Source organism: Janthinobacterium sp. NFX145 (assembly GCF_049810325.1).
GTDB classification, from domain to species: Bacteria; Pseudomonadota; Gammaproteobacteria; order Burkholderiales; family Burkholderiaceae_D; genus Janthinobacterium; species Janthinobacterium rivuli.
In genome coordinates this window covers 830,601-857,068 of record NZ_CP187360.1, presented here as the reverse complement: position 1 = coordinate 857,068, position 26,468 = coordinate 830,601, and the positions used below count along the sequence as shown (strand labels likewise).

Below are 26,468 nucleotides of genomic sequence, written 5' to 3'. Positions count from 1 at the left end.
CGTTACTCCGGATCCCATCATGCAGACGATCTTGCAGCTACAAAACATCACCAAGGGTTTCCCCGGCGTGAAAGCCTTGAACGACATTAACCTGGACATTCGCCAGGGCGAAATCCACGCCTTGCTCGGTGAAAATGGCGCCGGCAAGTCAACCCTGATGAAAATTCTCAGCGGCATCTACCGGCCCGACGCGGGCAACATCGTGGTCGATGGCCAGCCCTGCGATTTTCACAGCTACAACGACGCCATCGCCGCCGGCATCGCCATCATCTTCCAGGAGTTTTCCCTGGTGCCCTACCTGAATGCGGTGGAAAACATCTTCCTGGGACGCGAGCGGACGAATGCCCTGGGCCTGCTGTCGAAAAAAGCCATGCGGCAAGAAGCTGCGGCCATCTTCGCGCGCCTGAACATCGCCATCGACCTGTCGGCCGAAGTCAGCCAGCTCAGCATTGCCCAGCAGCAGTTCGTGGAAATCGGCAAGGCCCTTTCGCTCAATGCCCGCATCCTGATCCTCGACGAACCGACGGCCACGCTGACACCCAGCGAAGCCGGACATCTGTTCGCCATCATGCGCGAACTGCGCCAGCAAGGCGTGGCGATGATCTTCATTTCGCATCACATGGAAGAGATCTTCGACGTATGCGACCGCATCACTGTCCTGCGCGATGGCCAGTACGTGGGCATGACGGACGTGGCCGCCACCGATATCGGCCAGCTGGTGGAAATGATGGTCGGGCGCAAGCTGGAAGCGAACTTCCCCGCCAAGCCGGCGCGCCCCGCCTCGCCCGCCATCGTGCTCGACGCCCGCGACGTGCGCCTGAGCAAGGATGGCCCCGCCAACAGCTTCCAATTGCAGCAGGGCGAAATCCTCGGCTTTGCCGGCCTGGTCGGTTCCGGCCGCACGGAACTGGCGCTGGCCGTGATGGGCGCCCACCCGGCCTGGCACAAGGATATCCGCATCCACGGCAAGCGCGCCAGCCTGCGCGATCCGGCCGATGCCTTGCGGCACGGCATAGGCCTGTTGCCGGAAAGCCGCAAGACCGAAGGGCTGATCCTCGATTTCAGCATCACGGAAAACATGTCCATCAATAACCTGGGGAAATACACGGGTGCGGGACTGATACGCCGCCCCGCCGAGCTGGCCGCCACGCGGGCCATGATGGCCAAGGTGGGCGTCAAGGCACCCGGCCCGGGCACGCGGGTGGGCACCCTGAGCGGCGGCAACCAGCAGAAAGTGGTGATCGCCCGCTGGCTCAACCATCACTGCAAGATCCTCATCTTCGACGAGCCCACGCGCGGCATCGACGTGGGCGCCAAGGCGGAAATCTACCGCCTGATGCGCGCCCTCACCAGCGATGGCTATTCCATCATTCTGATTTCATCGGAGCTGCCGGAAATCACCGGCATGTGCGACCGGGTCGCCGTGTTCAAGCAGGGCGCCATCGTGGCCATGCTGGAAGGCACGTCCATTCACTCCAGCGAGGTAATGCGCCATGCAACAGCCGGTCAACACTGAATCCCTCGCGGCGCCGCGCCGCGCCGTCCCTCCCCTGCCAGCCAGGCGCCTGTGGGCCATGCTGAAGCAGTCGCCCGCCTTCCTGCCGCTGCTGGGCCTGCTGCTGGTGTCGGCCGCGATGGCGGCCACCACCGACCATTTCTTTTCCAGCGATAACCTGGTCAATATCGCGCGGCAAGTGTCGATCAACGCCATCATCGCCGTCGGCATGACGTGCGCCATCCTCAGCGGCGGCATCGACCTGTCCGTCGGCTCCGTGATGGCGCTGACGGGCACCTTGACGGCGGGACTGATGGTGGCCGGCCTGCCGCCCGGGCTGGCCATCGCGGCCGGCCTGGCCGTGGGCATCGCCTTTGGCGTGGGCAATGGCTTCTTTGTCGCCTACGCCAGGATGCCGCCGATTATCGTCACCCTGGCCACCATGGGCATCGCGCGCGGACTGGCCCTGCTGTACACGGGCGGCTACCCGATCAACGACTTGCCGGACTGGTTCGAATTCTTTGGCCGCGGCACGGTGCTGGGGGTGCAGACGCCGATCCTGGCCATGCTGCTGGTCTTCCTCGTCGCCTATGTGCTGCTCGACCATACGCCGCTGGGCCGCTATATCTACGCCATCGGCGGCAACGAGGAAGCGACGCGCCTGAGCGGCGTGCGCGTGGCGCGCTACAAGCTGCTGGTGTATGCCATCAGCGGCGGCACGGCCGCCATCGCGGGCCTGGTGCTGACCTCGCGCCTGATGAGCGGCCAGCCGAACGCCGGCATCGGCTTCGAACTGGACGCGATTGCCGCCGTCGTCATGGGCGGCACGGCCATCACGGGCGGACGCGGCTCCATCGTCGGCACCCTGATCGGCGCCGTCATGCTCGGCGTACTCAACAATGGCCTGAACATGATGGGCGTCTCGCCCTACCTGCAAAACATCATCAAGGGCGTGATTATCCTGCTCGCCATTTACATCAGCCGCAACAGCAGCAAGCGCGCCTGACCACCACCTTTATCACCTGGAGCCTGCCATGAAGTACACCGAAGTCGAGATGCAAGCCGTCGTTTGCCACGGTCCGAAAGATTACCGCCTGCAAAAGATCAGCCGCCCGAAGCCACGCCTGAACGAGTTGCTGATCCGCATCGCCGCCTGCGGCATCTGCGCCAGCGACTGCAAATGCCACTCGGGCGCCGCCATGTTCTGGGGCGGCGACGGCCAGCCGTCGTGGGTCAAGCCGCCGGTGATCCCCGGCCACGAATTCTTCGGCTACGTGGTCGAGGCGGGAGAGCACGGCGAGGAACACTTTGGCGTGAAGGTGGGCGACCGCATCATTGCCGAGCAGATCGTGCCTTGCGGCAAGTGCCGCTTTTGCAAATCGGGCAAATATTGGATGTGCGAAGTGCACAATATCTTCGGCTTCCAGCGCGAAGTGGCCGATGGCGGCATGGCTGAATACATGCGCATCCCGCCCACCGCCCTCGTGCATAAAATTCCCGAGAGCATTTCGCTGGAAGACGCGGCCATCATCGAGCCGATGGCGTGCGCCATCCACACGGTCAACCGCGCCGAAGTGCAGCTCGACGACGTGGTGGTAATCGCCGGCGCCGGGCCGCTGGGCCTGATGATGACGCAGATCGCCGCCCTGAAGACGCCGAAAAAACTGGTGGTGATCGACATGGTGCCGGAGCGCCTGGCGCTGGCGCGCGAGTATGGCGCCCACGTCACCATCAATCCCGCCACCGACGATGCGCTGGCCATCATCCACGGCTTGACGGACGGCTACGGCTGCGATGTGTATATCGAGACGACGGGCGTGCCGGCCGGCGTGACGCAGGGCTTGAATGTGATTCGCAAGCTGGGCCGCTTCGTCGAATTCAGCGTCTTCGGCAAGGAAACCAGCGCCGACTGGTCCATCATCGGCGACCGCAAGGAACTCGACGTGCGCGGCGCCCACCTGGGACCGTATTGCTACCCGGTCGCCATCGACCTGCTCGAACGCGGACTGGTCACGTCGAAAGGCATCGTCACGCACGACTTTCCGCTGGAAGACTGGGAGCAGGCGTTCGCGCTGGCCAACTCGCTCGATTCCATCAAGGTATTGCTGAAGCCAGCGCAACATTAATGGGGAAACCGGCATGGATTACGTCATCGGTGTCGATATCGGCACGCAAAGCACCAAGGCCCTGCTCGTCACCAGCGGCGGCGCCATCGTGGCCCAGCATGCACAGGGCTACCAGGTCGACACGCCGCGTCCCCTGTGGGCTGAACAGTGGCCGGCCGTATGGTACGACGCCGTCGTGAGCTGCGTGCGGCAGGTACTGCACGCCAGCGGCGTGCCGGCGCAGAACGTCAGAGCCATCTGCGTGAGCAGCCTGTATGGCGGCTCCGGCATTCCCGTCGATGCCGCCATGCAGCCGCTGCACCCGTGCCTGATCTGGATGGACCGGCGCGCCACCGACGAGGTGGAATGGGTCAAGCAGCACGTCGACCTGGAGCGGCTGTACGCGACGACAGGCAACGGCGTCGACAGCTATTACGGCTATACCAAGATGCTGTGGCTCAAGCGCCACCGCGCCGAGGTGTGGGACCGCACGCACTACTTTCTGCCGCCGAACAGCTACATCAACTATCTGCTGACGGGGGAAGTGGCCGTCGACCATAGTTCGGCCGGCAATATCGGCGGCGTGTACGATCTGGCCGCGCGCGGCTGGTCGGCCCCCATGCTGGAGGAACTCGGCATTCCCGCGCGCATGATGCCGCAGCGCCTGGTCGACTCGTCCGAGGTGGTAGGCTCCCTGCTGCCGCTGGCGGCCCAACAGCTGGGCTTGCTGGCAGGCACGCCCGTCATCGCCGGCGGGGTCGACGCGGCCGTGGCCACCTTCGCCGCCGGCGCCAGCCGCGCGGGCCAGCATGTGGCGATGATCGGCACGAGCATGTGCTGGGGTTATATCCACCAGCAGGTCGATGCGCGCCACGGCCTGATCAGCATGCCGCACGTGTTCAACAGCCAGTCCGACCTGTATGTGTTTGGCGGCGCCATCACGGCCGGCGCCTCCGTCAGCTGGTTCCGCGACGAGTTTTGCCAGGCCGACGTGGAGGCGGCCAGACGGCTGGGCCATGCCGATGCGCACCAGCTGATGGAAGAGCAGGCGCAGGCCGTGCCGCCCGGCGCCGATGGCGTGCTGTTCCTGCCCTATCTGATGGGAGAGCGCAGCCCCATCTGGGACGCCAGGGCCAGCGGCGCCTTCCTGGGCCTGAGCCTGTACCACAGCCGCGCCCATCTGTACCGCGCCGTGCTCGAAGGCGTGAGCTTTGCCCTGCAACACAATATCGAGGCGGGCGCCAGGGGTACCGGCACGGTGGCGCTCGACGACAAGCTGATCGTCGTCGGCGGCGCCGCGCACTCGCCCCTGTGGATGCAGATCATTGCCGACATCACGGGCTATCCCGTCTACACCATCGCGGAAAACGTCGAGGCGGCGCTGGGCGCGGCCTTGCTGGCGGCGCTCGGTGCCGGCCTGGTCAGCAAGGACGCGGCCCAGCGGGGCTGGGTCACCCTGGTGCCGCGCAGCAAGCCACAAGCGGACGCCAGCGAGGTGTACCGCCGCACCTTTTCCCTGTACCGCGATGCCTATCCCGCCTTGCGGCCCCTGATGCACCGTATCAACCACGCCAACCCAAACTGAGGATGACCATGCTATTCGATTTCCGCCACAAAAAATTCATCGTCACGGGCGCTTCCAGCGGCATCGGCCTCGTCACGGCGCGCATGCTGAGCGCGGCCGGCGCGCGCGTCATTGCCATCGGACAAAACGCCGAACGGCTGGCCGCGCTGGCCGACGAAACCGGTTGCGAGCCGCTGCAGCTCGACATCAGCGACAGCGACGCCATGGCGGCTGCGCTGGCGCCGCTGCGCAACATCGATGGCCTCGTCAATTGCTCCGGCATCTCGCAGCTGGGCCCGAGCCTGGAAGTCGATGCGGCCAGCTTTGACCGCGTGATGGTGGTCAATGCGCGCGGCGCGGCCATGATGGCGCGCCATGTGGCGCAGGGCATGCTGCGCGAAGGACGGCCGGGCAGCATCGTGAATGTCTCGAGCCAGGCGGCGCTGGTAGCGCTTGAGCATCACTTGGCGTATTGCGCCTCGAAGGCGGCCATGGATGCGATCACCCGCAGCCTGTGCCTGGAACTGGGGCCGCACGGCATCCGCGTCAACAGCGTCAACCCCACCGTGACCCTGACGCCGATGGCGGAACGGGACTGGAGCGATCCGGTAAAAAGCGGCCCCATGCTGGCCGCCATCCCGCTGCGCCGTTTTGCCACCCCGGAAGAGGTAGCCAGCCCCATTTTGTTCCTGCTCAGCGACGCCGCCGCCATGATCAGCGGCGTCAGCCTGCCGATCGATGGCGGCTATACCTGCCGCTAAATCACTTGCAATTAAGCGACTTGCGGCTCGGCGGCCGGCTGCAGCAGGGCCGCCACCAGCGCCGGCAAACTGGCCATGTCGCTGAACACGACATGCGCGCCGGCCGCCTTCAGGCGCGCTTCCTGGCCGGGCGCAATATGCCCGCCGCCGATGAAGCCCAATACCGTCATGCCCGCCGCCACGGCGGCCGTCACACCCGTGACGCTGTCTTCCAGCACCAGGCACTGGCCTGGCGGCACGCCAAAGGCGGCCGCTGCCGCCAGGTACAGGCCCGGATGGGGCTTGGCATGGCCCACCAGGTCGGGCGTAAATACGCGCTTGTCGAACAGCGGCGCCATGCCAGTACGCTCAAGCGCCGACAGCACGCGCGCGCTGACGCTGTTCGAGGCGACGGCCTTGGGCAGGGGAATGGCGGCCAGCGCCTGCGCCACGCCGGGCACGGCGCGCAGCTGCGCATCGCAGGCCGCGTCGACGGCGTTGCCGATGGCCATGATGTCATCGGCCGGCAATTGCGGCAGGCCCAGTTCCTTGTAGATATCCTGCATCAGCGGCACCAGGCGCTGGCCCAGGCGCGGCTCGATCAAGCCTTGCAGGGTGACACCCTCGGGCAGGTTTTGCAGGCGCGGCCCCAGCAATTCCAGCAGCGCTTGCAGGGCCACGGCTTCACTGTCGATCAGCACGCCATCGCAGTCGCTGATCAGATGGGTAAAGCGCGGTGGGGTGATGGCGGTATCAGGCATGGACTCTCCAGAAGACAACGGTGACGGGAAATGCGGCGGCCAGCCGGCCAAGGCCGGCATCGTAACGATCATAGGTGGAACAGGCGGACGCCACCACGCAGAAAACGTCTCGATGACGATACTTTTCTGCGCAGCAGGCGGCAGGCATCAATCGGCAATGAGCAATGAGCAATGAGCAATCACGCAATACCAATTCAATACCACACAATACCAGTGATTATCGCCGATTTTTGAATTCGCTGCGTTCATCTTGACACCGGGACGCGGAAGCGCCCCGGCGATGCGGCTTATTTCAGCCAGCCGCGGTGGCGGAAGTACAGGAAGGGCGCGATGGCGCTGGTGATCATCAAGCCCCAGGCCCATGGATAGCCGAACGACCATTCCAGTTCCGGCATCAGCTTGAAGTTCATGCCGTACACACTGGCGATCAGGGTCGGCGGCAGGAAGGCCACGCTGGCCACCGAGAATATCTTGATGATCTTGTTCTGGTTGATGTTGATGAAACCGACGGTGGCATCCATCAGGAAGTTGATCTTGTCGAACAGGAAAGAGGTGTGGCCGTCCAGCGATTCGATGTCGCGCAAAATCTGCCGCGCTTCCTCGAACTGCTCGGAATTGAGCAAGCGGCCGCGCATCAGAAAGCTCACGGCGCGGCGCGTATCCATCATGTTGCGGCGGATACGGCCATTCAAATCTTCCTCATGGGCAATGGCATTCAGCGCTTCGGCCGCGTGCGCGTCGGTAAATTCCTTTTGCAGCACGCGCGTGCTGACTTCTTCCAGGTTCTGGTAGATGCCTTCGAGCACGTCGGCCGAATATTCGGCATCGGTGGCGTACAGGTCCAGCAGCACGTCCATGTAGTCGGCAATCGAGCCTGGCCGCGAACGGGCGCGCATGCGCACCAGGCGGAACACGGGCAAGTCGTCCGTATGCATGGAAAACAAAATCTTGCGGGCAAGAATGAAGGCCACCGTGATGACGCGCGACGGGCCATCGTCCTCTTCACGCAGGAAGTCCGTGCGCAGGTGCAAGTCGCCGTTTTCCGCTTCGTAATAGCGGGCCGACGCTTCAATATCCTTGACTTCGTCTTCGCCCGGCAGGGTGACGTTGTAGATGGCCTTGACCCAGGCCCGTTCATCATCGGTGGGATCGGTCAGGTCGACCCACACCGGTTCGGCATTTTCGAGGTCTGCGCGGCTGTCGATCGGCACCTGGTTGAGCCGGCCATTCTGTAATACAAAGACATTGATCATGCGCGCTCTCAGCCGGATGTGGGGTTATCGTGATGTGCTGGCGCTGGCGCCAAAAATGAAAACAGCGCAAGTGTACCCGCAAAGGCCTTTTCACGACCACCCCCGGCACCGCTTTTTCACGGAAAAAGTGCGGCGTTGCACCAAGCGGGGCCGATTAAGATGCTGCGTCGCAATAGTGCCAATCAAACAGCTTTAATTTTATGCAAAGAAAGCCCGCTGCACTCAAGGCAATTCCGCCGCCCCCATGCGGCGCAGGATCACGCCCGTGCGCCGGTTCAGGTAGCCCGTATCGCGGTGACGGTCATAAAAACGGGGATTCGGCAGCATCACGGCCAGTTTCGCCGCCTGTCCCGCGCTCAGGCCCGCCGCGCTGACCTTGTAATAGTGGCGCGCGGCCGCTTCGGCGCCAAAGGTGCCCGTGCCAAACTCCACCACATTCAGATAAATCTCGAAAATGCGCTGCTTTTCCATCAGGTTTTCCAGCATGTACGTGATGATCAGTTCCTGACCCTTGCGCACATAGCTGCGCGAACCGGACAGGAACAGATTCTTCGCCAACTGCTGCGTGATGGTGGAGCCGCCCGCCACGACCTTCTGCTTCTTGCTGTTTTTTTCATACGCCTTTTGCAAGGCGTCCCAGTCCACGCCTTCGTGCTCGGAGAAATTTGCGTCTTCCGAGGCGATGATGGCCCGTTTCAGATTGTTCGAGATGCGGTTGTACGGCACCCACGTCTGCTTGATGGTGGCATTGGGATTCTTGTCCTGCAAGACGGACAACTGTTCCCGCATGAAGGCCGTGCTGGACGGGTTATGGTCGACCCACCACCAGATTTGCAGGAAGAAGTACAGTTGCACGACGATAAACGCCAATATGGGGACGATGAACAGCCACTTGATCCAGCCGTAGCGGCTGCCGCTGCCCCCCTTGCGCTGGCCCTTCTTGCCGGCGCTCACAGGGCACTGCGCAATTGCGCCAGCAAGTCCTGCGTCTGCGGCCGCACGCCGCGCCACACGTAAAATGCTTCGGCCGCCTGCTCCACCAGCATGCCCAGGCCGTCGCGCACCTGCGCGCCATGCTGTGCGGCAAAGTCCATGAAGACGGTGGGCTGGGCACCATACATCATGTCCAGCGCCAAGGTGTGGCTGCCGAAGATACCGGGCGGCACGGGCGGCAAGTCACCCGCCAGGCTGGCCGAGGTGGCGTTGATGACGATATCGAAGACGCCATCGGGCTGCGCGAAACCGCCGGCGCGCAGCTGGCCGGGGTGGGCCAGCGCGTCGGCAAACTGCGCCACCAGCGCCTCGCCAGTGGCCACGGTGCGGTTGGCAATGAAGATTTCCTGCGGTCCCTGTTCCAGCAAGGGCAGCACGACGCCGCGCGCGGCGCCGCCCGCGCCCAGCAGCAGGACGCGCTTGCCGGCGACCTTCACGCCGGCGTTGCGCACGATGTCGGCCACCAGGCCCGCGCCATCGGTATTGTCGCCAAGAATGGTGTCGCCATCGAAACGCAGGGTATTGACGGCGCCGGCGGCCCTAGCCCGCGGCGTCAGCTCGCTGGCCAGCGCGCACGCGTCCAGTTTGAAGGGCACCGTCACGTTCGCGCCCTTGCCACCCTCGGCGGCGAACGTGCGGGCCGCCAGGGCAAAGCCGTCGAGCGGCGCCAGCCGGCGCTCATAGACCAACGCTTGCCCTGTCTGCAGGGCAAACGCGGCGTGGATCAATGGGGACTTGCTGTGGGCGATGGGATTGCCGAAGACACAATATTGATCGTGATTCATTGCTTGCTTGTTCAATTGCTGCCGCCAGTCAGGTTAGCTTCCATTTTTTCTTCGCGCGTAAATTTGAAGCGGGTGATGACGACCCACAGGTCATCCTTGTCACTCGACAACATGTTCGGTGGGAAACGGCCAAACGGCGCCGCGCGGCGCACGATGGCCAGGGCCGCCGCATCGAGTGCCGGGTTGCCCGAGCTTTTTTCCACGCGGGCGCCGCCCTCTTTCTGGTAAATCGTGCCGTCCTGGAAGATGGGAATATAGACGACCAGTTCGCCATACATCTTGCGGCCATTCTTTTGCGGGAAATTCAGGGTGCCGATTTCCTCGATGCGCTTTTGCAGGGTCTTGTAATACATGGCATAGCCGACCTCCTGCGTGCTGGGCGTAATGAACGTCTTGCGCGGTCGCTTGTTCTGGTCTTCCACGGTCTGGCTGATCTCGGCCGCCATGCGCGCGATGGCCTTGCTGCTTTCCATCAAGTCCGAGCCGGTGGCCAGGGGATTGGGCTTGTCCTTTTCCGTGACGGGCGCGGCGCTGTAAGGCGTCGGCCTGGCCGCCTGCGTCAGCAGTTCCTGCTGCTTCTGCTCCAGCTCGGCAATACGCCGGGCGCTGGCCTTGACGCTGTCGCCCTCTTCCACCTTGCGCATGTCGGGCAAGGGCGACTTGGCGCGGCCCTTGTCGGCCTGTCCGCCACCATCGAGGTTGGCTTGCGCCAGGGCATCGGCCTTCAACGGCTTGTTCGCATGCTTGGCGTTGACCAGGATCACTTCCAGGCCAGGATCGGTGGCGACGGCCCGCTGCGGCGCCGGGGCGACAAAATGCATCGCCAGCAAGGCGCCGTGCGCCAGCAGCGATACCGCCACGGCTATCATCAGGAAACGATTCTCTCGGAAAGACTTCACGCGCAACCCAGTTCGCAACAAGCACACCATACAAGATGGCTGAATTCTACGTCAAAGGGCGGTGCCGGCAACAGTTTTCAGCACCGCCTTGATGGCGTGAGGAATGCCTTACTTGACCTCGGGCTCGCTGACCACGTCTTCGCTGGCCAGTTCCGCCACTTCCGCCTCGGCGTCGCCGACCTGGTTGGCCGCTTCCGGCGCGGCTTCCGCTGCCACGTCGCCTTCATCGGCGCCTTCGTCGCCAGACTCTTCCTCATAGTCCAGCTCGGCGTCGGCCGCCGCATCGGGCACGGCGGCAATTTCCAGCAGGCGCGCTTCGATGCTCAGGTCGACTTCATCCCAGCGCAGCAAGTCCAGTTTCACCTGGGCGCCGCGCGCCACCGATGGCATGCCCGGCAGCTTGATGACCAGCGGAATGTCGACCAGGCGCAAGATCTCGTCTTTCAACACGACGGCGTCGACCTGGCGCGCGTTTTCCTGGTGCAGCCAGCGCAAGCACCAATAGCGTTCCATGTTCGACTGGAAATCGCCATACGCGGCATACGCGGCGTCGAAGGCCGAGACGATGGCGAACAGATTCGCGTCGCGCGGCTTGAACGGGGCCACCAGCGGCGCCGTCACGCCGTGTTCGGCGCAGGCGATGATTTGCCACTGGTTGACCAGGTCCGTGTAGCGGCGCAAAGGCGAAGTGCTCCACGCGTATTGATCCACGCCCAGGCCCTGGTGCGGCGCCGCATGGGTAACCATGCGCACCTGCATCTTTGCCGCCCAGCTATTGCCGCTGCCGCCGCCCTGGCTGCGGTAGATGCCTGGCACGCCATGGTCGTGCAGCATCTTGCCCCACGTGCTGTTGGCAAAAATCATCAGTTCGGCGACGATCTTGTCGAGCGGCGCGCCACGCTTGCGGCGCGCCACGGTGACGATGTCGTTTTCCACATAGAAGTTGAAATCGACACGGTTGTTCTGTTCCGGCTTCAAGCCAAACGCTTCGCGTTTCTTCATGCGGCCCTGCTCCAGCTGCTGCGCCCATTGCCACAGCACGGCAAAATCGGCCTTGTGCGGATACTCGCCCTCACCGCTGGCCAGGGTTTCCTCGTTGACCAGGTCGTCGAGCTGGTTATGCCGCAAATTGCTGGCAATCGGCACCAGCTCGGCGCGCGTCTGCGTGCTGACCACGGCCCAGTCGGCTTTCGGGTCCAAGGTCGCGTACAGCGACAGGGCCGGGCACGTCGTGCCTTCCGCCAGCGTAAACGCGTTGACGATTTCATCCGGCAGCATGGTGATCTTGTCGCCTGGCATGTAGACGGTCGACATGCGCTGGCGCGCCATCTTGTCGATCACGTCTTCCGGGCGGATGCCCAGGCCCGGCGCGGCGATGTGGATGCCCACTTTCACGGTGCCATCGGGCAAGGGCTGCACGGAGAAGGCATCGTCGATCTCGGTCGTCGTCACGTCGTCGATCGAGAAGGCGGCCACGTCGGCCAGCGGCAGCTTGGCCGTCACGGACGGCACGGGCACGTTCGGGAAACCGGCGCCTTTCGGGAAATTTTCGAAAAGGAATTTCGACAGGTGCAAGTCTTTTGGCGAAGCAATACCACCGACGGCCAGCAACAGCCGCGGCGGCGTCGTGTGCAATTCCGTGCACGCCGCTTCCAGCGCCTTGTATTCAATCGTGTTCTTGTCCGGCTTGAACAGCAGTTGCAGCACCATGGGCTGCATCGAGGCGGGCAAGCGGTTCTGCTTCAGCTCTTCCACATAGCCTGCCTGCACCAGCGCCTGCTGCTTTTTCTTTTCAATTCCGGCCAGAGCCGCCTTCAGCGAGGCTTCCGGCGCCGCCTTGTAGCGGCCACGGCCCTTCTTGTAAAAATATACGGGCGCCGAATGCAGGGCCAGGATCAGGCCGGCCGCTTCCGGCGGCAACGGTGCATGGCCGAAGTACTCGGCGCCCAGCTCGGCAAAGCCGAACTCGTCTTCGCCCGCCACTTCCCACAGGAAATCGAGATCGATCTCGGCGGCAACCGCCTTGGCTTGCTCGAGCAACTCGGCCGGGGCCGGCTTTTCATACTGCAGCAGCACATCCTTGACCTTGACCTTGGTGCGCTTGCCGCTGGCCATTTCGACCTGGTAGGCTTCACCCGCTTGCGACAGGACCGTGCCGACCTTGAAATCGCCGGATTCTTCAAAAAATAGATTCATTGTTATGCTTTGTTTATTAATGTGTCGGTTGCAACGGTGCGAGTGACGGACGTCAACTCCAGCACCGCCGGCAAAAATACTTCGGTTACCAGCAGCAATCCCTGGTGACGCTGATACAGGCAGCGGCGGGCAAAAAACAGCGCCTGCTCGTCGGCGCGCCGCCCATCCCCTGCCAGCGCCGCCTGCGCCCGCTGCACCAGCGGGTGCCCGGCACGCAAGCGGGCAAATTCCAGTTCCCCGCGGCGTACCATGCGGTCGCCAAACAGGGTCGTGCCCAGCGAACGTTCGCCCAGCGCGGAAAACAAGGGCCAGTCCGTGGCCGTCGCCTGCATGGGCACGACGGTATGGCCAAACACGGCCGGCTTGTCATCACAACGCAACAGCACCTCGCGTTCCCACACCCGGCCCGCGCGGTGCAAACCAATGATGGCAGCCTCGTCGCTCAAGCAACGTGCTGTTTCCTGATGCAAACATTGCACGCGAAACGCGCTGCTATGCGCTTTCAGCTTGGCCGTCAGCGAACCGCCGCCCGTGAGCCAGTGACGCAAGGCCGGCGGCGCATTGACGGCATTCACGTGCGCATGCCATTGCGCCTGCCGCAGCGAACCCGGCCTCACTTGGCGGCGTCCGCATCGATGCCGCAAAAGGCCAGCACGGGCGCCAGATAATCGGCAAATTCGCTGATGCCATGGTCGCTGCCATCGATGACCAACTGCCGCGCCCCCTGATAATGCGCCACCATGTCGCGGTAGTCGAGCACTTCATCGCCCGTGGCGGCAATCAGGAAATAGCGTTGCGGCTGCGTAATTTTCTCTACGGAAAATGTGCGCAGCTCATCGATGTACTCGCGCTTGAACTCGAATGGCTTGTCCGAATGGAACTCCGTCGTCACGCCCACATGCTGTTCCAGGTCGATCAAGGGCACGATGGCGGGGTTGAGCAAGACGGCGCGGCAACCGAGCTGCTCGGCCAGCCAGGTGGCGTAATAGCCGCCCAGGGACGAGCCGATTATCGTCAGCTCAGCCGGCGCCACGTCCTTGACCAGCGACAAGGCCAGTGCTATGGCCAGCTTGGGCGAAGCCGGCAATTGCGGGCACAGCCACTGTGCCTCGCGGCCCAGCGCCTGCATCTGCGCGGCCAGCAGGCGCGACTTCATCGACAGGGGCGACGAGCGGAATCCATGCAGGTACAGAATCATCGGCCCAGGGCCTCCAGCAACTTCTGGTGCACGCCGCCAAAGCCGCCGTTGCTCATCACCACGATCTGATCGCCGGGACGGGCACTGGCCGCCACGGCCGCCACCAGGGTGTCGATGTCTTCATAGGCGCTGGCAATCTTGCCCAGCGGCGCCAGCGCGTCGCCCAGGCTCCAGCCCAGCGCGGCATGGCTGCCGAAACCGAAAACGAGGTCCGCATCCTTGAGGCTGCCCGGCAGCGCATCTTTCATGGCGCCCAGCTTCATGGTGTTTGAACGCGGTTCCAGCACGGCCAGGATGCGGCCGGTGTTGCCTATCTTCTGGCGCAGGCCGCCCACGGTGGTGGCAATGGCCGTCGGGTGATGCGCGAAATCGTCGTACACGGTCATGCCGTTGACGACGCCACGCACTTCCATGCGGCGCTTGACGCTCTCGAAGCTGGCCAGGGAAGCGCACGCCTGGGCAATCGGCACGCCTACGTGGCGCGCGGCGGCGATGGCCGCCAGCGCATTGCTGCGGTTGTGCTTGCCCGTGAGCGCCCACGCCACATGGCCTTCCTGCTGGCCATTGAAATACACGTCGAAGCTGCCATCGGCCTGCTCTTGCAGTTGCCAATTAGCATCTTGACCAAAACTTTCTTTTTCGCTCCAGCAACCGCGCGCCAGCACGCGCTGCAGCGACGCTTCGTCGCCGTTGAAGACGAGGCGGCCGATGCCGGGCACCGTGCGCACCAGATGGTGGAATTGCGTCTCGATCGCGTGCAGATCGGGGAAGATGTCGGCGTGATCATATTCCAGGTTATTCATGATGGCCGTCTTCGCGTGGTAATGCACGAACTTGCTGCGCTTGTCGAAGAAGGCCGTATCGTATTCATCGGCTTCGATGACGAAGAAGTCCGAATCGGCGCTCTTGCCGTCGATCTTGCCGCTGAGGCGGGCGGAAATGCCAAAGTTCATCGGCACGCCGCCGATCAGGAAGCCCGGCGCGTAGCCCGCGTCTTCGAGTATCCAGGCCAGCATGGCTGATGTTGTCGTCTTGCCATGCGTGCCGGCCACGGCCAGTACCCACCGATTGCGCAAGATGTGTTCGCCGATCCACTGCGGGCCGGACACGTATGGCAAGCTGCGGTTGAGGATTTCTTCCACCAGCGGGTTGCCGCGCGAAACCACATTGCCAATCACATACAAATCCGGGTTCAGCTTGGTTTGTTCCGGATCGAAACCCTGGATCAGTTCGATTCCCTGCGATTCCAGCTGGGTGCTCATCGGCGGATACACGTTGGCATCGCAACCGGTGACTTTATGGCCGGCTTCCTTGGCCAGGACAGCCAGGCCGCCCATGAAGGTACCGCAAATGCCGAGAATATGAATATGCATGTGATCAGTGCGAAAGGTGCACGCTTAAGTAAGAAGACGGTGAGATAAAAAACAGCAAGTGCAGGATTTTACCTGACGCCATGACTTTTTCCGCTTCGGAGTATCATCTCGCTCATGACGAACGATGCATTTGACGATAGCGCGCAGTTGCGCCTGGAAATCGCCGCCGCTGCCGCGCGCCTCGTGGCGCAGGATGGCGCCGATTATGGCAGCGCCAAGCGCAAGGCGGCGCGGCAAGTCCTCGGCGACGCGCCGAACCGGCCCACGAATCGGCCCAATACACTGCCTGACAACGACATGATCGAAGAGCAGGTGCGGCAATACAATGCCCTGTTCCTGGCCGACAGCCAGCCGGCACGATTGTTCCAGCTGCGCACGATTGCGCTGCAGGTGATGGAAGCGTTGCAACAATTTCATCCTCTGCTCAGCGGCCCCGTGCTCAATGGCACGGCCGGCCCCCACGACGAGATCTATCTGCAGCTGTTTGCCGAGAGCGCCAAGGAAATCCACATCTTCCTGCTGAATAAAAATATCGTGCTCGATATGTCGGAAAGCCCGCATTTCAAGGGAGCGCGTTATGATGCGGTCGAGACAGCCAGTTTCTTGTGGAAAAACGAAGGCGTGCACGCGGCCATGTATGAGCTCGACGATATGCGCGGCGCGTTGAAAGCCAAGGCGGACGGCAAGGTGCTGCGCACCGACATCGCCGGGCTGCGCAGCCTGCTGGCCGCCAGCCTCGCCGATGGCGTGCCGGCTGCCGACTAACATTGATATAGATAAAGTTATGACAAAAAAGAATTGGATCGCCTGCGCCATCGTGGCGCTGATGTTTGCCGGCATGGGCGCTTACGTCGGTTTGAGCAAGGAAAAAGCGAAGGAAGCGGGACCGCAGACGACCGCCATCGCACCAGGCGCGACGGGCCCCGTCAACGAACTGTATGCGCTGTCCCTGCCGGACGCGGCGGGCGCCACGCAAGCCTTGTCGCAATGGAAAGGCAAGAACTTGCTGGTGAATTTCTGGGCGCCGTGGTGCCCGCCGTGTGTTGAAGAAATGCCGGAGTTATCCGAAGTACAAGGCCACTATGCGGGGAAAAACCTGCAGGTGATCGGTATCGGCATCGATTCGGCCAGCAATATTGCTACTTTTGCCAGCAAGGTCAAGATTGCTTATCCCGTGTATGTGTCCGGCATGAGCGGTACCGACCTGTCGCGCCATTTTGGCAATGCCACGGGCGGTTTGCCCTTTACGGTGCTGATCGGCGCCGATGGCGAAGTCAAAAAGACCTATCTGGGCCGCTTGAAATTTGATCAGTTGCGCGCCGATCTGGATAAATTGTAAATTCGGAGCGTGCTTTTTTCTCTTGCCAATGCGTATCTTTGGCGGCAAAATGCGGAACTTTCGCTAAAACGGTCTTCCATACATGGCAAAAAACCTCCTTCTGCTCAACGGTCCCAACCTGAATTTGCTGGGAACGCGCGAGCCTGAGGTCTACGGCGCCAGCACCTTGGCCGATATCGAGCAGGCAGCAATGGCGCAAGCCATGGCGGCCGGTGCCGACCTGGTCTGCTTTCAAAGCAACCATGAAGGCGCGCTGATCGACCGCATCCATGCCGCGCGAGCGGAAGGGATCGATGCCATCGTCATCAATCCGGGCGGCCTGACCCATACCAGCGTTGCCTTGCGCGATGCGCTGGCCGGGGTCGCCATCCCGTTCGTGGAAGTCCATATCTCGAATATTTATCAACGCGAAACGTTTCGACATCACTCATTTCTCAGCGCGATCGCGCAGGGGACGATCTGCGGCCTGGGTATCGATGGATATCGGTTTGCCATCGACTTTGCGCTTAAAAAACGTTAATCTACGCGATCTGCACGCATTTAGCGCGGCGATAGGTTCTGGACATCACCGCATCACTCATAAAACAAACTACATTCCTAGGGGTTTTACATGGATCTACGAAAACTCAAGACCTTGATCGACCTGGTCGCCGAATCGGATATCGCAGAGCTGGAAGTTACCGAAGGCGAAAGCAAGGTTCGCATCGTCAAATCGTCGGCCATGCCGCAAAACCAGATGGTCATGATGCAGCCGCAAGGCATGCAAGCCCAATACCAGCCAGCCGCGCCAGCCGCCGCCCCCGCTGCGGCAGCCGCCGTCGTGGTCGCCGCCGAACCAACGGGCTATGTGGTCAAGTCGCCGATGGTCGGTACCTTCTACCGCTCCTCCGCTCCTGGCACCGCCGCCTATGTTGAAGTGGGCTCGACTGTCAAGGAAGGTGATACCCTGTGCATCATCGAAGCGATGAAGCTCCTGAATGAAATCGACTCCGATAAAGCCGGTGTCGTGACCCAGATCCTGGTCGAAAACGGCCAACCGGTCGAATTCGGTCAACCCTTGTTTGTGATCGGCTAAAACCCAGTCCACACGGCCGGCAACGGCCGTTTGCAGTTTTAGCCCCTCACACTTGTTGTTTCGCCGGCTCGCCGGCTCTCACAGACATACGCGAACCTACCATGTTTGAAAAAATCCTGATTGCCAACCGTGGTGAAATTGCCCTCCGTATTCAGCGCGCCTGCCGCGAAATGGGCATTAAAACGGTTGTAGTCCACTCCGAAGCCGACAAGGACGCGAAATACGTCAAGCTGGCCGACGAATCCGTTTGTATCGGCCCGGCACAGTCGTCCCTGAGCTACCTGAACATGCCCGCCATCATCAGCGCCGCTGAAGTGACGGATGCGCAAGCGATTCACCCAGGCTATGGCTTCCTGTCGGAAAATGCCGACTTTGCCGAACGCGTCGAGAAATCGGGCTTCGTCTTCATCGGCCCCCGCTCCGAATCGATCCGTTTGATGGGCGACAAAGTGTCGGCCAAGCAAACCATGATCAAGGCTGGCGTACCGTGCGTACCCGGCTCGGAAGGCGCGTTGCCGGACGATCCGAAAGCGATCGTGCAAATTGCCCGCAAGATCGGCTACCCGGTCATCATCAAGGCCGCCGGTGGCGGTGGCGGACGCGGCATGCGCGTGGTGCACACGGAAGCAGCCCTGATCAACGCCGTGGCGATGACCAAGACGGAAGCCGGCACGGCTTTCGGCAACCCTGAAGTGTATATGGAGAAGTACCTGGAAAATCCACGCCACGTGGAAATCCAGATCCTCGCCGACGAACACAAGAACGCCGTCTGGCTGGGCGAGCGCGACTGCTCCATGCAGCGCCGCCACCAGAAAGTGATCGAAGAAGCACCAGCGCCGGGCATCCCGCGCAAACTGATCGAGAAAATTGGCGACCGTTGCGCCGAAGCTTGCCGCAAGATCGGCTACCGCGGCGCCGGCACGTTTGAATTCCTGTACGAAAACGGCGAGTTCTATTTCATTGAAATGAATACCCGCGTGCAAGTGGAGCATCCCGTCACCGAGATGATCACCGGCATCGACATCGTGCAAGAGCAGATCCGCATCGCCGCCGGCGAAAAACTGCGTTTCCGCCAGCGCGACGTCTTGCTGTCTGGCCACGCCATCGAGTGCCGCATCAACGCTGAAGATCCATTCAAGTTCACGCCATCGCCAGGCAAGATCGTGTCGTGGCATGCACCGGGTGGCCCTGGCATCCGCGTCGATTCGCACGCCTACGCCGGCTACTACGTGCCGCCGCACTACGACTCGATGATCGGCAAAGTGATCGCTTACGGCGCCACGCGCGAGCAAGCGATCCGCCGCATGCAGATCGCCCTGTCCGAAATGGTGGTCGAAGGCATCAACACGAACATCGCCCTGCACCGCGAACTGATGATCGACGCGCGCTTCATCGAAGGCGGCACCAACATTCACTATCTGGAACAGAAACTGGCCGACATGCCGGATCTGGGCAAGAACCTGAATGGCGGCAGCCCCAGCATCGCCAAGAAGTCCGAAATCAAGGCGGGCGCATGAGCTGGACGGAAATCGTCATCGAAATCGCCCGTGACAACGCCGAGGCCATGTCCGACGCGTTGATGGAAGCGGGCGCCCTGTCGGTGTCGGTGGAAGACGCCGATGAAGGCACGGATGCCGAGCAGCCCCTGTTTGGCGAGCCCGGCATGGAACCGAAGGAAGCGGCGTGGGAACGCAGCCGCGTGGTGGCGCTGACCGACGTCGACGCCGACCAGGCCGCCATCGTGGCCGCCGCCGCCCAGGCGGTCGGCATGACGGAAGTGCCTGCCTTTACCATGCGTCCTGTGGAAGAGCAGGACTGGGTGCGCCTGACGCAGTCGCAATTCGCCCCGATTCACATCGGCAAGAATATCTGGGTTGTGCCCAGCTGGCACGAGGCACCGGACCCTGACGGCCTGATCCTGGAACTGGACCCGGGCCTGGCCTTCGGCACGGGCAGCCATCCGACCACGCGTTTGTGCATGGAATGGCTGGAAGCGAACCCCGCTCCAGGCAAGACCGTACTCGACTACGGTTGCGGTTCCGGCATCCTGGCCATGGTGGCCAAGAAGCTCGGCGCGCAAACGGTGGCCGGCGTCGACATCGACCCGCAGGCGATCGAATCGGCGCGCGACAATGCCGAACGCAACCAGTGCGACATCGAATATTTCTTGCCAGACACGTTTGCCACCTCGGCACACGCCACGGCCAAGTTTGACATCGTCGTCGCCAACATCCTGTCGAGCCCATTGAAGCTGATGGCGCCGATGCTGTCGGGCCGTGTCGCCGACGGCGGCGCGCTGATCCTGTCCGGCGTGCTGGCACGCCAGGCGGAAGAAGTGGCCGCTGCCTACGCTCCGTTCATCCAACTGGGTGTGTGGGCCGAGCAAGACGGCTGGGTGGCCCTGCATGGCCGCCTGGGCAGCACGCAAGCGCCTGCGCCCCGCGCGGAAGGTGCATAAGCACAGCAATGGCCCTCGCCACCAAATGCCCCCATTGCAACACGATATTTCGGGTCGCTGCTGACCAGTTGAAGTTACGTGGGGGCATCGTGCGCTGTGGCACGTGCAGGGAAGTGTTTGACGGCAATGCCGCGCTGGTCGATCCAGCCGCGGCATCGCCGTTTTTAACCTCCGCTCCCGGCACTGCCGCCCCGCTGCCGACCGATTATCCGCTTGACGCCAGCCTGCCGTCCGCCACGGACGACGAACCCATTTATTCCCTCGACTTCGACACCTCGTTCGACCCGTTCGGCATCCTGCCGGAAACGGCGCAGCTCAAGGACGATGAAGACGATGGCGAGCACATCGAACTGGACCTCGACGTGGCCCTGCCCGAAGAGGTACCGGCCGCCGCACCGCTCGACATACCGCTCGATAGACCTGAACCTGAAGCAACACCGGTAGAAGCACCGGAAGCACTGCCCGAACCACCGTTGCCCCAGCCGATGGCGCCCTTCAAGCGCCGCCAGGTCGATGACGCGCCCGCCTTCGCCACGTATTTGCGCGATAGCCGCCGCGAACCGAATCTGGAAACTGGCGCCGCACCGGCGCTGCCCGCGGCCGAAAAAGTCAGCCTGGACAAGCCTGCGCCCGCACGCCGGGAACCGACGCTGGCCGACCATTCCTTTACGCCGCTGCCCGCCGCCCCCATCGCGCCGGAAGCAGCCGAAGAGCAGCAAGTCCCCGTCCAGCCGCCAGCCGACGACGAGCCTGCCTTTGTGACCCTGGGCCGGCGCCGCGAACAGAGCGGCAAGGCCCTGCGCGTCGCCATGGCCGCAGGCTCCGTGGTGCTGCTGCTTTTGTTGTTCCTGCAAGTAATGACCACCTTCCGCAATCCGCTGGCGGCGCAATTTCCGCAGTGGAAGCCGACCCTGGTCACGCTGTGCAAGCTCAGTGGCTGCCAGGTCGACTTGCCGGCGCAGATCGAGGCGCTGGCCATCGAGCAAGGCGAGTTGCAGACCATCAAGGAGCACACCTTTTCCTATGTCTCGCTGCTGCGCAACCAGAGCCGCAGCGTGCAAGCCTGGCCCAGCATTGAACTGATCCTCAACGACGCCAACGACAAGCCCGTCTTGCGCCGCGTGATCGCGCCGCGCGACTACCTGCCGGCCACGATCGACGTGAGCAAGGGCTTTGCGCCGCGCTCGGAACAAACCATCAAACTGTACTTTGCATTAGACCAGCTCACGGCGTCTGGCTACCATATCGCCATCTTTTACCCTTAACCGACACTATCATGACCAAAACATCGCTGATCTGCGGCTCGCTTGCCACCGACACCATCATGCAATTCCCTGGCCGCTTCGGCGAATCCCTGCTGGCCGACCAGTTGCACAAGGTGAACGTCTCCTTCCTCGTACCTACCATGCGCACCGAGTTCGGCGGCTGCTCGGGCAACATCGCCTACAGCCTGAAAATGCTGGGCGGCGACCCGCGCATCGTCGGCGTCATGGGGCAAGACAGCGCCGCCTACCTGGAGCGCCTGCAAAAGCTGGGCATTTCCACCGCCAACATCCTGATCAAGGCCGACAGCTACAACGCGCAGTGCTTCGTCACGGCCGACGCGGACAACAACCAGATCAATGCCTTCCACCCGGGCGCCATGTCGTTTGCGCATGAAAACCCGATCGCCAATGCGGGCCCGGCCAAGGTCGCCATCATTTCGCCGGACGGCGACCAGGGCATGCTCAAGCACGCCGCCGACCTGGCCGAACTGGGCATCCCCTTCATGTTCGATCCGGGCCAGCAGTTGCCACGTTTCAATGGCGAACAGCTGATCGACTTCATCAACAAAGCCACGTATGTGTCGGCCAACGATTATGAAATGGAAATGTTGATGGAACGCACGGGCCTGACCCTGGCGGACATCGCCAGCCGCCTGGAAGCGCTGATCGTCACGCGTGGCGAAAAAGGATCGGAAATCTATACGGACGGCAAGCGCATCGACATTCCTGTCGTGACCGCCAAGGAAGTGCTGGACCCGACCGGTTGCGGCGACGCCTACCGTGCCGGCTTGCTGTTCGGCATCACCAACGACCTGGGCTGGGAAACCAGCGGCCGCCTGGCCAGCCTGCTGGGCGCCATCAAGATCGCCACCCAGGGCGCGCAAAACCATGTGTTTACGCCTGAAAGCATCGCCGATCAGTTCGAAGCGGCGTTTGCTTACCGCTATTAATATGTAGCTCGTAGGTCGGATTAGCGGGGCGCAGCCACGCGTAATCCGACAACATCATTGGCATGGCGGGTAACGTCGGGTTACGCTACGCTAACCCGACCTACGCCACCACATCACCATCATCGCAGCACAATAATCATCCCCACCAGCACTTGCGCAATCTGCAGCAGGATCAAAGCCACCAGCAAAGATAAATCCAGGCTGCCGACCAGCGGCACCACCTTGCGGATCGGACGCAGCAGCGGCTCGTTCAGGGCCCGTACAAACGGCGCCAGCGGCGCATGCGGGTTAACCCAGCTGAAGATGGCTTCGATGATCAGCAAGGCCATGAAACCGTACAGTATCCATTGCAGGAAGCGTTGCAGCGACTTGAGCAGCACCACTTCGACGGGAGCGCCGGTAATAAACAGCACCGAGCTGGCCAGCAGAACGATCAGGAAGGCGCCGATCAGGCTGGCCCAGTCGTACCCGCCCACGCCCGGCACCACGCGGCGCAGGGGGCGCACCAGCCAGTCGGACAATTGAAACGTGAATTGCGCCACCGACGAGGGCGGCCGCACGCGCACCGCCTGCATCCAGAAGCGCAGCAGCAACACGCCGCCCAGCAAGGTAGCGATGGTATCAACGATCAATGTAAGGATAACGATCAGCACGACTAATTCTCCAAAAAAAAACCGCTGTGTGATTGAGTCACACAGCGGCGTGTTGCCTCATCCAGGCACCCGTATCGCAGGAATTACGATGGGCGGGTGCTGGTTGGGAATGGCCAGGCTGCAGCCGGTGCCAACACGGTTTTTGCTACAGGTGCGATAGGCGCCGATGGCTTGGCGACAGGAGCTGCCTTCTTCGGTGCGGCCTTTTTAGGCGCGGCCTTCTTGGCGGCTGGCTTGGCTGCCACGGCGGCTGGTGCCGCTGGAGCTGCTGCCGGCGCTGCTGCTGGTGCGGCTGCCACGACTGGCGCTGCGGCTGGCTTGGCGGCAGGTTTCGCTGCTGCTTTCGCTGCTGGCTTGGCGGCTGGCTTGGCTGCAGCTTTTGCTGCTGGCTTCGCTACTACCTTGGCCGCTGGCTTGGCTGCAGGTTTTGCTGCAACCTTGGCGGCAGGTTTCGCTGCTGCTTTGGCTGCCGGCTTGGCTGCTGGCTTCGCTGCTGCCTTGGCTGCCGGCTTGGCTGCTGCCTTTGCTGCCGGCTTCGCTGCTACCTTGGCGGCTGGCTTGGCTGCTGCTTTTGCGGCTGGCTTCGCTGCTACCTTGGTGGCTGGCTTGGCTGCCGCTTTTGCGGCTGGCTTCGCTGCAGCTTTTGCTGCTGGCTTGGCGACGACTTTTTTCGCTGCTGGCTTGGCAGCTGCTTTGGCGGCCGGTTTCGCTGCTGCCTTGGCTGCAGGTTTCGCTGCGGCTTTTTTCACTGCTGGCTTGGCTGCAGCTTTTGCTGCTGGCTTAGCTGCTGGCTTGGCTGCTGCTTTGGCGGCCGGCTTGGCTGCTGGTTTTGCTGCGGCTTTTTTCGCTGCTGGCTTGACTGCTGCCTTGGCGGCCGGTTTCGCTGCTGCCTTGGCTGCAGGTTTCGCTGCGGCTTTTTTCACTGCTGGCTTGGCTGCAGCTTTTGCTGCTGGCTTCGCTGCTGCTTTGGCCGCTGGTTTTGCTGCGGCTTTTGCTGCTGGCTTGGCGGCCGGTTTGGCTGCGGCTTTTTTCGCGGCAGGCTTGGCTGCTGCCTTGGCGGCAGGTTTCGCTGCGGCTTTCGCTGCTGGCTTGGCTGCCGGTTTCGCTGCTGCCTTGGCCGCTGGTTTCGCTGCGGCTTTCGCTACTGGCTTGGCAGCCACTTTTGCCGCAGGCTTGGCTGCTGCTTTGGCGGCTGGTTTTGCTGCTGGTTTTGCTGCTGGTTTCGCTGCGGCCTTGGCAGCTGGTTTAGCGACTGGTTTAGCGGCAACCGTCTTCGCTGCGGCTGCCGGCTTCTTCGCGGCAGGAGCAGCCTTGGCGGCTGGTTTCTTTACTTCTGATTTCTTAGCGGCTGTTGCCATTTGTCTCTCCTTCATCTGAGATGAGAAATTTAAGCTACAAGATTTAAACCCGTCCGACCCACCACAGGGATAGGCCAGGCGAATTATTCATCGGCACAAACGGTCGTTTGCGCTAATGAATTCGGCACCAGCTGAACTGCTGCAACTCCTCACGTTTGCAGCACTTCAGCCATCGTCGGTGCCACCCTGCTTTATCTCGCAGCTGGTGGCAAAGTCTGAATTCGGTCATTCGTTTTCGATGCCGTGCGTTTTTTCGCTCCTCGCATCGCGCTCGCCACAACACCGATGCGTCAAATAAAAAACCGCCATGCCTGAAAAAATTCGGGCACGGCGGCAGACGAAAACGGTGTGGTTTTGTGCATATCCGTGTAAATCTGTATCCCTGTTTTGCGAGGTTTTTTCGCTACCGCGCTGGTTAAAAAACCCCGCATTCTAACGCTCGCATTTGCAATCTCATAAAGTACACGAAAACCTTGTCAATGCGCAACCGGCACGACACGTTTTCGCCCGCTTTTTTGCACGATACGCGTGCTATCGCACAATCGCGCGGCAAATGCCGCCGCCAGCGTCTCCGGAAATGATTTTTTGGGTTCGTGATGCGGCCATTCGCGGCAGCCGAAAATCGTGGCGCAAGCGTCGTCGCATGACCCGATGATGGACGCATTTTTCTGCCGCCATGCACGCGAAAAAAAAGCGCCGTCACGATGACGGCGCTTCTTGTCGTTGACTGAAAAAGGTTTACTCCCAGTTCAGCGCACCACCCGTTTGATACTCGGTCACGCGCGTCTCGAAGAAGTTGCGTTCCTTCTTCATGTCGATCATTTCGCTCATCCACGGGAATGGATTTTCTTCCTGGGCGAACAGCGGCTCGATGCCGATCTGCTGCGCGCGGCGGTTGGCGATGAAGCGCAAATAGCCCTTGAACATCGGCGCGTTCAGACCCAGCACGCCGCGCGGCATGGTGTCTTCCGCGTATGCGTATTCCAGTTCCACGGCCTGCATGAACAACACTTTAATCTCTTCGCGGAATTCGGCCGTCCACAGCTGCGGGTTTTCCATCTTGATCGTGTTGATCAAGTCGATGCCGAAGTTGCAGTGCATCGATTCGTCGCGCAGGATGTACTGATACTGCTCGGCCGCGCCCATCATCTTGTTCTGGCGGCCCAGCGCCAGGATCTGCGTGAAGCCGACGTAGAAGAACAGGCCTTCCATCAGGCAGGCAAACACGATCAGGGATTTCAACAGCTTCTGGTCGTTTTCCACCGTGCCGGTGACGAACGCCGGGTCGGTCAGCGTGTTGATGAACGGGATCAGGAATTCATCCTTGTCGCGGATCGACTTGACTTCGTTATAGGCGTTGAAGATCTCGCCTTCGTCCAGGCCCAGCGATTCGACGATGTACTGGTAGGCGTGCGTATGGATCGCTTCCTCGAACGCCTGGCGCAGCAGGTACTGGCGGCACTCGGGCGCCGTGATGTGGCGGTAGGTGCCCAGCACGATGTTGTTGGCGGCCAGCGAGTCGGCCGTCACGAAGAAGCCCAGGTTGCGCTTGACCAGGCGGCGCTCGTCGTCCGTCAGGCCGTTCGGGTTTTTCCACAGCTCGATATCGCGCTGCATGTTCACTTCCTGCGGCATCCAGTGGTTGGCGCAACCGGCCAGGTATTTGTCCCACGCCCATTTGTACTTGAACGGCACCAGCTGGTTGACGTCCGTCTTGCCGTTGATGATGCGCTTGTCGTCGGCATTCACGCGGCGCGCCACTTGCTCGGCGTTCGCTTCGGACGGCTCGGCACCTGCCGGCAGGTTCAATTCGGTATTACCCAGTGGCGCTTGCTGCGCCGAACGCGGCACAGCTGCCGACGTGGTTTCATCATCCCATGACAACGACATATTCTTCTTCCTTTCCATGCCGGCGAGCCGGCGATCCGCAACAGGCCCGTTGAATCGGACAATGCGGACATTGACAACATTGAATCAGCCCAGAAGTACTGGGCTGACAACTAAAATC

General features: G+C 62.0%; 26 protein-coding genes. 15 read left to right on the top strand and 11 right to left on the bottom strand.

Going from position 1 to position 26,468, the window contains the following annotated elements:
* The first annotated feature begins 19 nt into the window (after window positions 1–19).
* From ACPJXG_RS03760 to ACPJXG_RS03740, 5 genes are read left to right on the top strand one after another with little or no spacing between them, the layout of a single operon-like run.
* Entirely contained in the window at window positions 20–1,516 is a 1,497-nt protein-coding gene (locus ACPJXG_RS03760) for a sugar ABC transporter ATP-binding protein (protein ID WP_425253447.1), read from the top strand.
* The gene (locus tag ACPJXG_RS03755) at window positions 1,494–2,501 is read left to right on the top strand and encodes an ABC transporter permease (protein ID WP_425253446.1); all 1,008 of its coding nucleotides are present in this window, start codon (window positions 1,494–1,496) and stop codon (window positions 2,499–2,501) included. The genes ACPJXG_RS03760 and ACPJXG_RS03755 overlap by 23 nt, the downstream gene beginning before the upstream one ends.
* A gap of 28 nt (window positions 2,502–2,529) precedes the next feature.
* Complete coding sequence (locus tag ACPJXG_RS03750) at window positions 2,530–3,621, top strand: alcohol dehydrogenase catalytic domain-containing protein (RefSeq protein ID WP_176387405.1); 1,092 nt, start codon at window positions 2,530–2,532, stop codon at window positions 3,619–3,621.
* 13 nt (window positions 3,622–3,634) lie between these two features.
* Window positions 3,635–5,185, top strand: coding sequence for an FGGY-family carbohydrate kinase (locus ACPJXG_RS03745; RefSeq protein ID WP_425253445.1), 1,551 nt, complete (start codon window positions 3,635–3,637; stop codon window positions 5,183–5,185).
* Window positions 5,186–5,187: 2 nt separating this feature from the next.
* Complete coding sequence (locus ACPJXG_RS03740) at window positions 5,188–5,925, top strand: SDR family oxidoreductase (protein ID WP_425253444.1); 738 nt, start codon at window positions 5,188–5,190, stop codon at window positions 5,923–5,925.
* Window positions 5,926–5,936: 11 nt separating this feature from the next.
* Here the strand turns inward: ACPJXG_RS03740 and ACPJXG_RS03735 are convergent, their stop codons facing one another.
* From ACPJXG_RS03735 to mpl, 9 genes are all read right to left on the bottom strand, one after another.
* Entirely contained in the window at window positions 5,937–6,665 is a 729-nt protein-coding gene (locus ACPJXG_RS03735; protein WP_425253443.1) for an HAD family hydrolase, read from the bottom strand.
* A gap of 287 nt (window positions 6,666–6,952) precedes the next feature.
* On the bottom strand, window positions 6,953–7,918 hold the full coding sequence (gene corA, locus ACPJXG_RS03730) for a magnesium/cobalt transporter CorA (protein WP_034746658.1): 966 nt from the start codon (window positions 7,916–7,918) through the stop codon (window positions 6,953–6,955).
* A gap of 222 nt (window positions 7,919–8,140) precedes the next feature.
* A complete protein-coding gene (gene mtgA, locus ACPJXG_RS03725; protein WP_425254711.1) occupies window positions 8,141–8,887 on the bottom strand; it encodes a monofunctional biosynthetic peptidoglycan transglycosylase in 747 nt (248 codons plus the stop codon).
* The gene (gene aroE, locus ACPJXG_RS03720) at window positions 8,869–9,696 is read right to left on the bottom strand and encodes a shikimate dehydrogenase (protein ID WP_425253442.1); all 828 of its coding nucleotides are present in this window, start codon (window positions 9,694–9,696) and stop codon (window positions 8,869–8,871) included. Before aroE ends, mtgA begins: the two co-directional genes overlap by 19 nt.
* Window positions 9,697–9,707: 11 nt before the next feature.
* Window positions 9,708–10,565, bottom strand: a complete 858-nt coding sequence (locus ACPJXG_RS03715) for an energy transducer TonB family protein (RefSeq protein WP_034746649.1) — start codon at window positions 10,563–10,565, stop codon at window positions 9,708–9,710.
* Between the two features lie 138 nt (window positions 10,566–10,703).
* Entirely contained in the window at window positions 10,704–12,791 is a 2,088-nt protein-coding gene (locus tag ACPJXG_RS03710; RefSeq protein WP_425253441.1) for a ribonuclease catalytic domain-containing protein, read from the bottom strand.
* 2 nt (window positions 12,792–12,793) lie between these two features.
* Entirely contained in the window at window positions 12,794–13,408 is a 615-nt protein-coding gene (locus tag ACPJXG_RS03705; protein WP_425253440.1) for a chorismate--pyruvate lyase family protein, read from the bottom strand.
* Complete coding sequence (locus tag ACPJXG_RS03700) at window positions 13,405–13,989, bottom strand: YqiA/YcfP family alpha/beta fold hydrolase (RefSeq protein ID WP_425253439.1); 585 nt, start codon at window positions 13,987–13,989, stop codon at window positions 13,405–13,407. The genes ACPJXG_RS03705 and ACPJXG_RS03700 overlap by 4 nt, the downstream gene beginning before the upstream one ends.
* Window positions 13,986–15,362, bottom strand: a complete 1,377-nt coding sequence (mpl, locus tag ACPJXG_RS03695; protein WP_425253438.1) for a UDP-N-acetylmuramate:L-alanyl-gamma-D-glutamyl-meso-diaminopimelate ligase — start codon at window positions 15,360–15,362, stop codon at window positions 13,986–13,988. The genes ACPJXG_RS03700 and mpl overlap by 4 nt, the downstream gene beginning before the upstream one ends.
* A 114-nt stretch (window positions 15,363–15,476) precedes the next feature.
* On the opposite strand from mpl, the gene ACPJXG_RS03690 reads away from it, so the two are divergent.
* The 8 genes from ACPJXG_RS03690 to ACPJXG_RS03655 all read left to right on the top strand — a co-directional run bounded on the left by ACPJXG_RS03690 (window position 15,477) and on the right by ACPJXG_RS03655 (window position 22,449).
* Window positions 15,477–16,127 (top strand): hypothetical protein, encoded by a 651-nt coding sequence (locus ACPJXG_RS03690; protein WP_425253437.1) that lies wholly within the window; start codon window positions 15,477–15,479, stop codon window positions 16,125–16,127.
* 19 nt (window positions 16,128–16,146) lie between these two features.
* Window positions 16,147–16,701, top strand: coding sequence for a TlpA family protein disulfide reductase (locus tag ACPJXG_RS03685; protein ID WP_425253436.1), 555 nt, complete (start codon window positions 16,147–16,149; stop codon window positions 16,699–16,701).
* Window positions 16,702–16,783: 82 nt separating this feature from the next.
* Entirely contained in the window at window positions 16,784–17,221 is a 438-nt protein-coding gene (aroQ, locus tag ACPJXG_RS03680) for a type II 3-dehydroquinate dehydratase (protein ID WP_034746628.1), read from the top strand.
* Window positions 17,222–17,311: 90 nt separating this feature from the next.
* Window positions 17,312–17,776: an acetyl-CoA carboxylase biotin carboxyl carrier protein gene (gene accB, locus ACPJXG_RS03675; RefSeq protein ID WP_035822119.1), complete on the top strand. Its 465-nt coding sequence runs from the start codon at window positions 17,312–17,314 to the stop codon at window positions 17,774–17,776.
* 101 nt (window positions 17,777–17,877) lie between these two features.
* Window positions 17,878–19,293, top strand: coding sequence for an acetyl-CoA carboxylase biotin carboxylase subunit (accC, locus tag ACPJXG_RS03670; protein ID WP_034746622.1), 1,416 nt, complete (start codon window positions 17,878–17,880; stop codon window positions 19,291–19,293).
* Entirely contained in the window at window positions 19,290–20,234 is a 945-nt protein-coding gene (prmA, locus tag ACPJXG_RS03665; protein ID WP_176387395.1) for a 50S ribosomal protein L11 methyltransferase, read from the top strand. Before accC ends, prmA begins: the two co-directional genes overlap by 4 nt.
* Window positions 20,235–20,242: 8 nt before the next feature.
* Window positions 20,243–21,499 (top strand): DUF3426 domain-containing protein, encoded by a 1,257-nt coding sequence (locus ACPJXG_RS03660; protein WP_425253435.1) that lies wholly within the window; start codon window positions 20,243–20,245, stop codon window positions 21,497–21,499.
* Between the two features lie 11 nt (window positions 21,500–21,510).
* Entirely contained in the window at window positions 21,511–22,449 is a 939-nt protein-coding gene (locus ACPJXG_RS03655; protein ID WP_225242594.1) for a carbohydrate kinase family protein, read from the top strand.
* A gap of 119 nt (window positions 22,450–22,568) precedes the next feature.
* On the opposite strand, the gene ACPJXG_RS03650 is transcribed toward ACPJXG_RS03655, so the two are convergent.
* On the bottom strand, window positions 22,569–23,102 hold the full coding sequence (locus ACPJXG_RS03650) for a YggT family protein (RefSeq protein WP_035822131.1): 534 nt from the start codon (window positions 23,100–23,102) through the stop codon (window positions 22,569–22,571).
* A 253-nt stretch (window positions 23,103–23,355) separates the two neighbouring features.
* Between ACPJXG_RS03650 and ACPJXG_RS03645 the strand changes: the two genes are divergently transcribed.
* Both ACPJXG_RS03645 and ACPJXG_RS03640 read left to right on the top strand, forming a co-directional pair.
* The gene (locus tag ACPJXG_RS03645) at window positions 23,356–23,886 is read left to right on the top strand and encodes a hypothetical protein (RefSeq protein ID WP_425253434.1); all 531 of its coding nucleotides are present in this window, start codon (window positions 23,356–23,358) and stop codon (window positions 23,884–23,886) included.
* Entirely contained in the window at window positions 23,820–24,479 is a 660-nt protein-coding gene (locus ACPJXG_RS03640) for a hypothetical protein (protein WP_425253433.1), read from the top strand. The genes ACPJXG_RS03645 and ACPJXG_RS03640 overlap by 67 nt, the downstream gene beginning before the upstream one ends.
* 719 nt (window positions 24,480–25,198) lie before the next feature.
* Here ACPJXG_RS03640 and ACPJXG_RS03635 read toward each other — a convergent pair.
* Window positions 25,199–26,350, bottom strand: coding sequence for a ribonucleotide-diphosphate reductase subunit beta (locus tag ACPJXG_RS03635; protein ID WP_099401602.1), 1,152 nt, complete (start codon window positions 26,348–26,350; stop codon window positions 25,199–25,201).
* Window positions 26,351–26,468 lie beyond the last annotated feature (118 nt).

Excerpts from the sequence above, each read along its gene's own strand:
- ACPJXG_RS03760 (WP_425253447.1), top strand. The coding sequence starts at position 20 with ATGCAGACGATCTTGCAGCTACAAAACATCACCAAGGGTTTCCCCGGC.
- ACPJXG_RS03755 (WP_425253446.1), top strand. The coding sequence starts at position 1,494 with ATGCAACAGCCGGTCAACACTGAATCCCTCGCGGCGCCGCGCCGCGCC.
- ACPJXG_RS03750 (WP_176387405.1), top strand. The coding sequence starts at position 2,530 with ATGAAGTACACCGAAGTCGAGATGCAAGCCGTCGTTTGCCACGGTCCG.
- ACPJXG_RS03745 (WP_425253445.1), top strand. The coding sequence starts at position 3,635 with ATGGATTACGTCATCGGTGTCGATATCGGCACGCAAAGCACCAAGGCC.
- ACPJXG_RS03740 (WP_425253444.1), top strand. The coding sequence starts at position 5,188 with ATGACCATGCTATTCGATTTCCGCCACAAAAAATTCATCGTCACGGGC.
- ACPJXG_RS03735 (WP_425253443.1), bottom strand. The coding sequence starts at position 6,665 with ATGCCTGATACCGCCATCACCCCACCGCGCTTTACCCATCTGATCAGC.
- corA (WP_034746658.1), bottom strand. The coding sequence starts at position 7,918 with ATGATCAATGTCTTTGTATTACAGAATGGCCGGCTCAACCAGGTGCCG.
- aroE (WP_425253442.1), bottom strand. The coding sequence starts at position 9,696 with ATGAATCACGATCAATATTGTGTCTTCGGCAATCCCATCGCCCACAGC.
- ACPJXG_RS03715 (WP_034746649.1), bottom strand. The coding sequence starts at position 10,565 with ATGATAGCCGTGGCGGTATCGCTGCTGGCGCACGGCGCCTTGCTGGCG.
- ACPJXG_RS03710 (WP_425253441.1), bottom strand. The coding sequence starts at position 12,791 with ATGAATCTATTTTTTGAAGAATCCGGCGATTTCAAGGTCGGCACGGTC.
- ACPJXG_RS03700 (WP_425253439.1), bottom strand. The coding sequence starts at position 13,989 with ATGATTCTGTACCTGCATGGATTCCGCTCGTCGCCCCTGTCGATGAAG.
- mpl (WP_425253438.1), bottom strand. The coding sequence starts at position 15,362 with ATGCATATTCATATTCTCGGCATTTGCGGTACCTTCATGGGCGGCCTG.
- ACPJXG_RS03690 (WP_425253437.1), top strand. The coding sequence starts at position 15,477 with ATGACGAACGATGCATTTGACGATAGCGCGCAGTTGCGCCTGGAAATC.
- ACPJXG_RS03685 (WP_425253436.1), top strand. The coding sequence starts at position 16,147 with ATGACAAAAAAGAATTGGATCGCCTGCGCCATCGTGGCGCTGATGTTT.
- aroQ (WP_034746628.1), top strand. The coding sequence starts at position 16,784 with ATGGCAAAAAACCTCCTTCTGCTCAACGGTCCCAACCTGAATTTGCTG.
- accB (WP_035822119.1), top strand. The coding sequence starts at position 17,312 with ATGGATCTACGAAAACTCAAGACCTTGATCGACCTGGTCGCCGAATCG.
- accC (WP_034746622.1), top strand. The coding sequence starts at position 17,878 with ATGTTTGAAAAAATCCTGATTGCCAACCGTGGTGAAATTGCCCTCCGT.
- prmA (WP_176387395.1), top strand. The coding sequence starts at position 19,290 with ATGAGCTGGACGGAAATCGTCATCGAAATCGCCCGTGACAACGCCGAG.
- ACPJXG_RS03660 (WP_425253435.1), top strand. The coding sequence starts at position 20,243 with ATGGCCCTCGCCACCAAATGCCCCCATTGCAACACGATATTTCGGGTC.
- ACPJXG_RS03655 (WP_225242594.1), top strand. The coding sequence starts at position 21,511 with ATGACCAAAACATCGCTGATCTGCGGCTCGCTTGCCACCGACACCATC.
- ACPJXG_RS03635 (WP_099401602.1), bottom strand. The coding sequence starts at position 26,350 with ATGTCGTTGTCATGGGATGATGAAACCACGTCGGCAGCTGTGCCGCGT.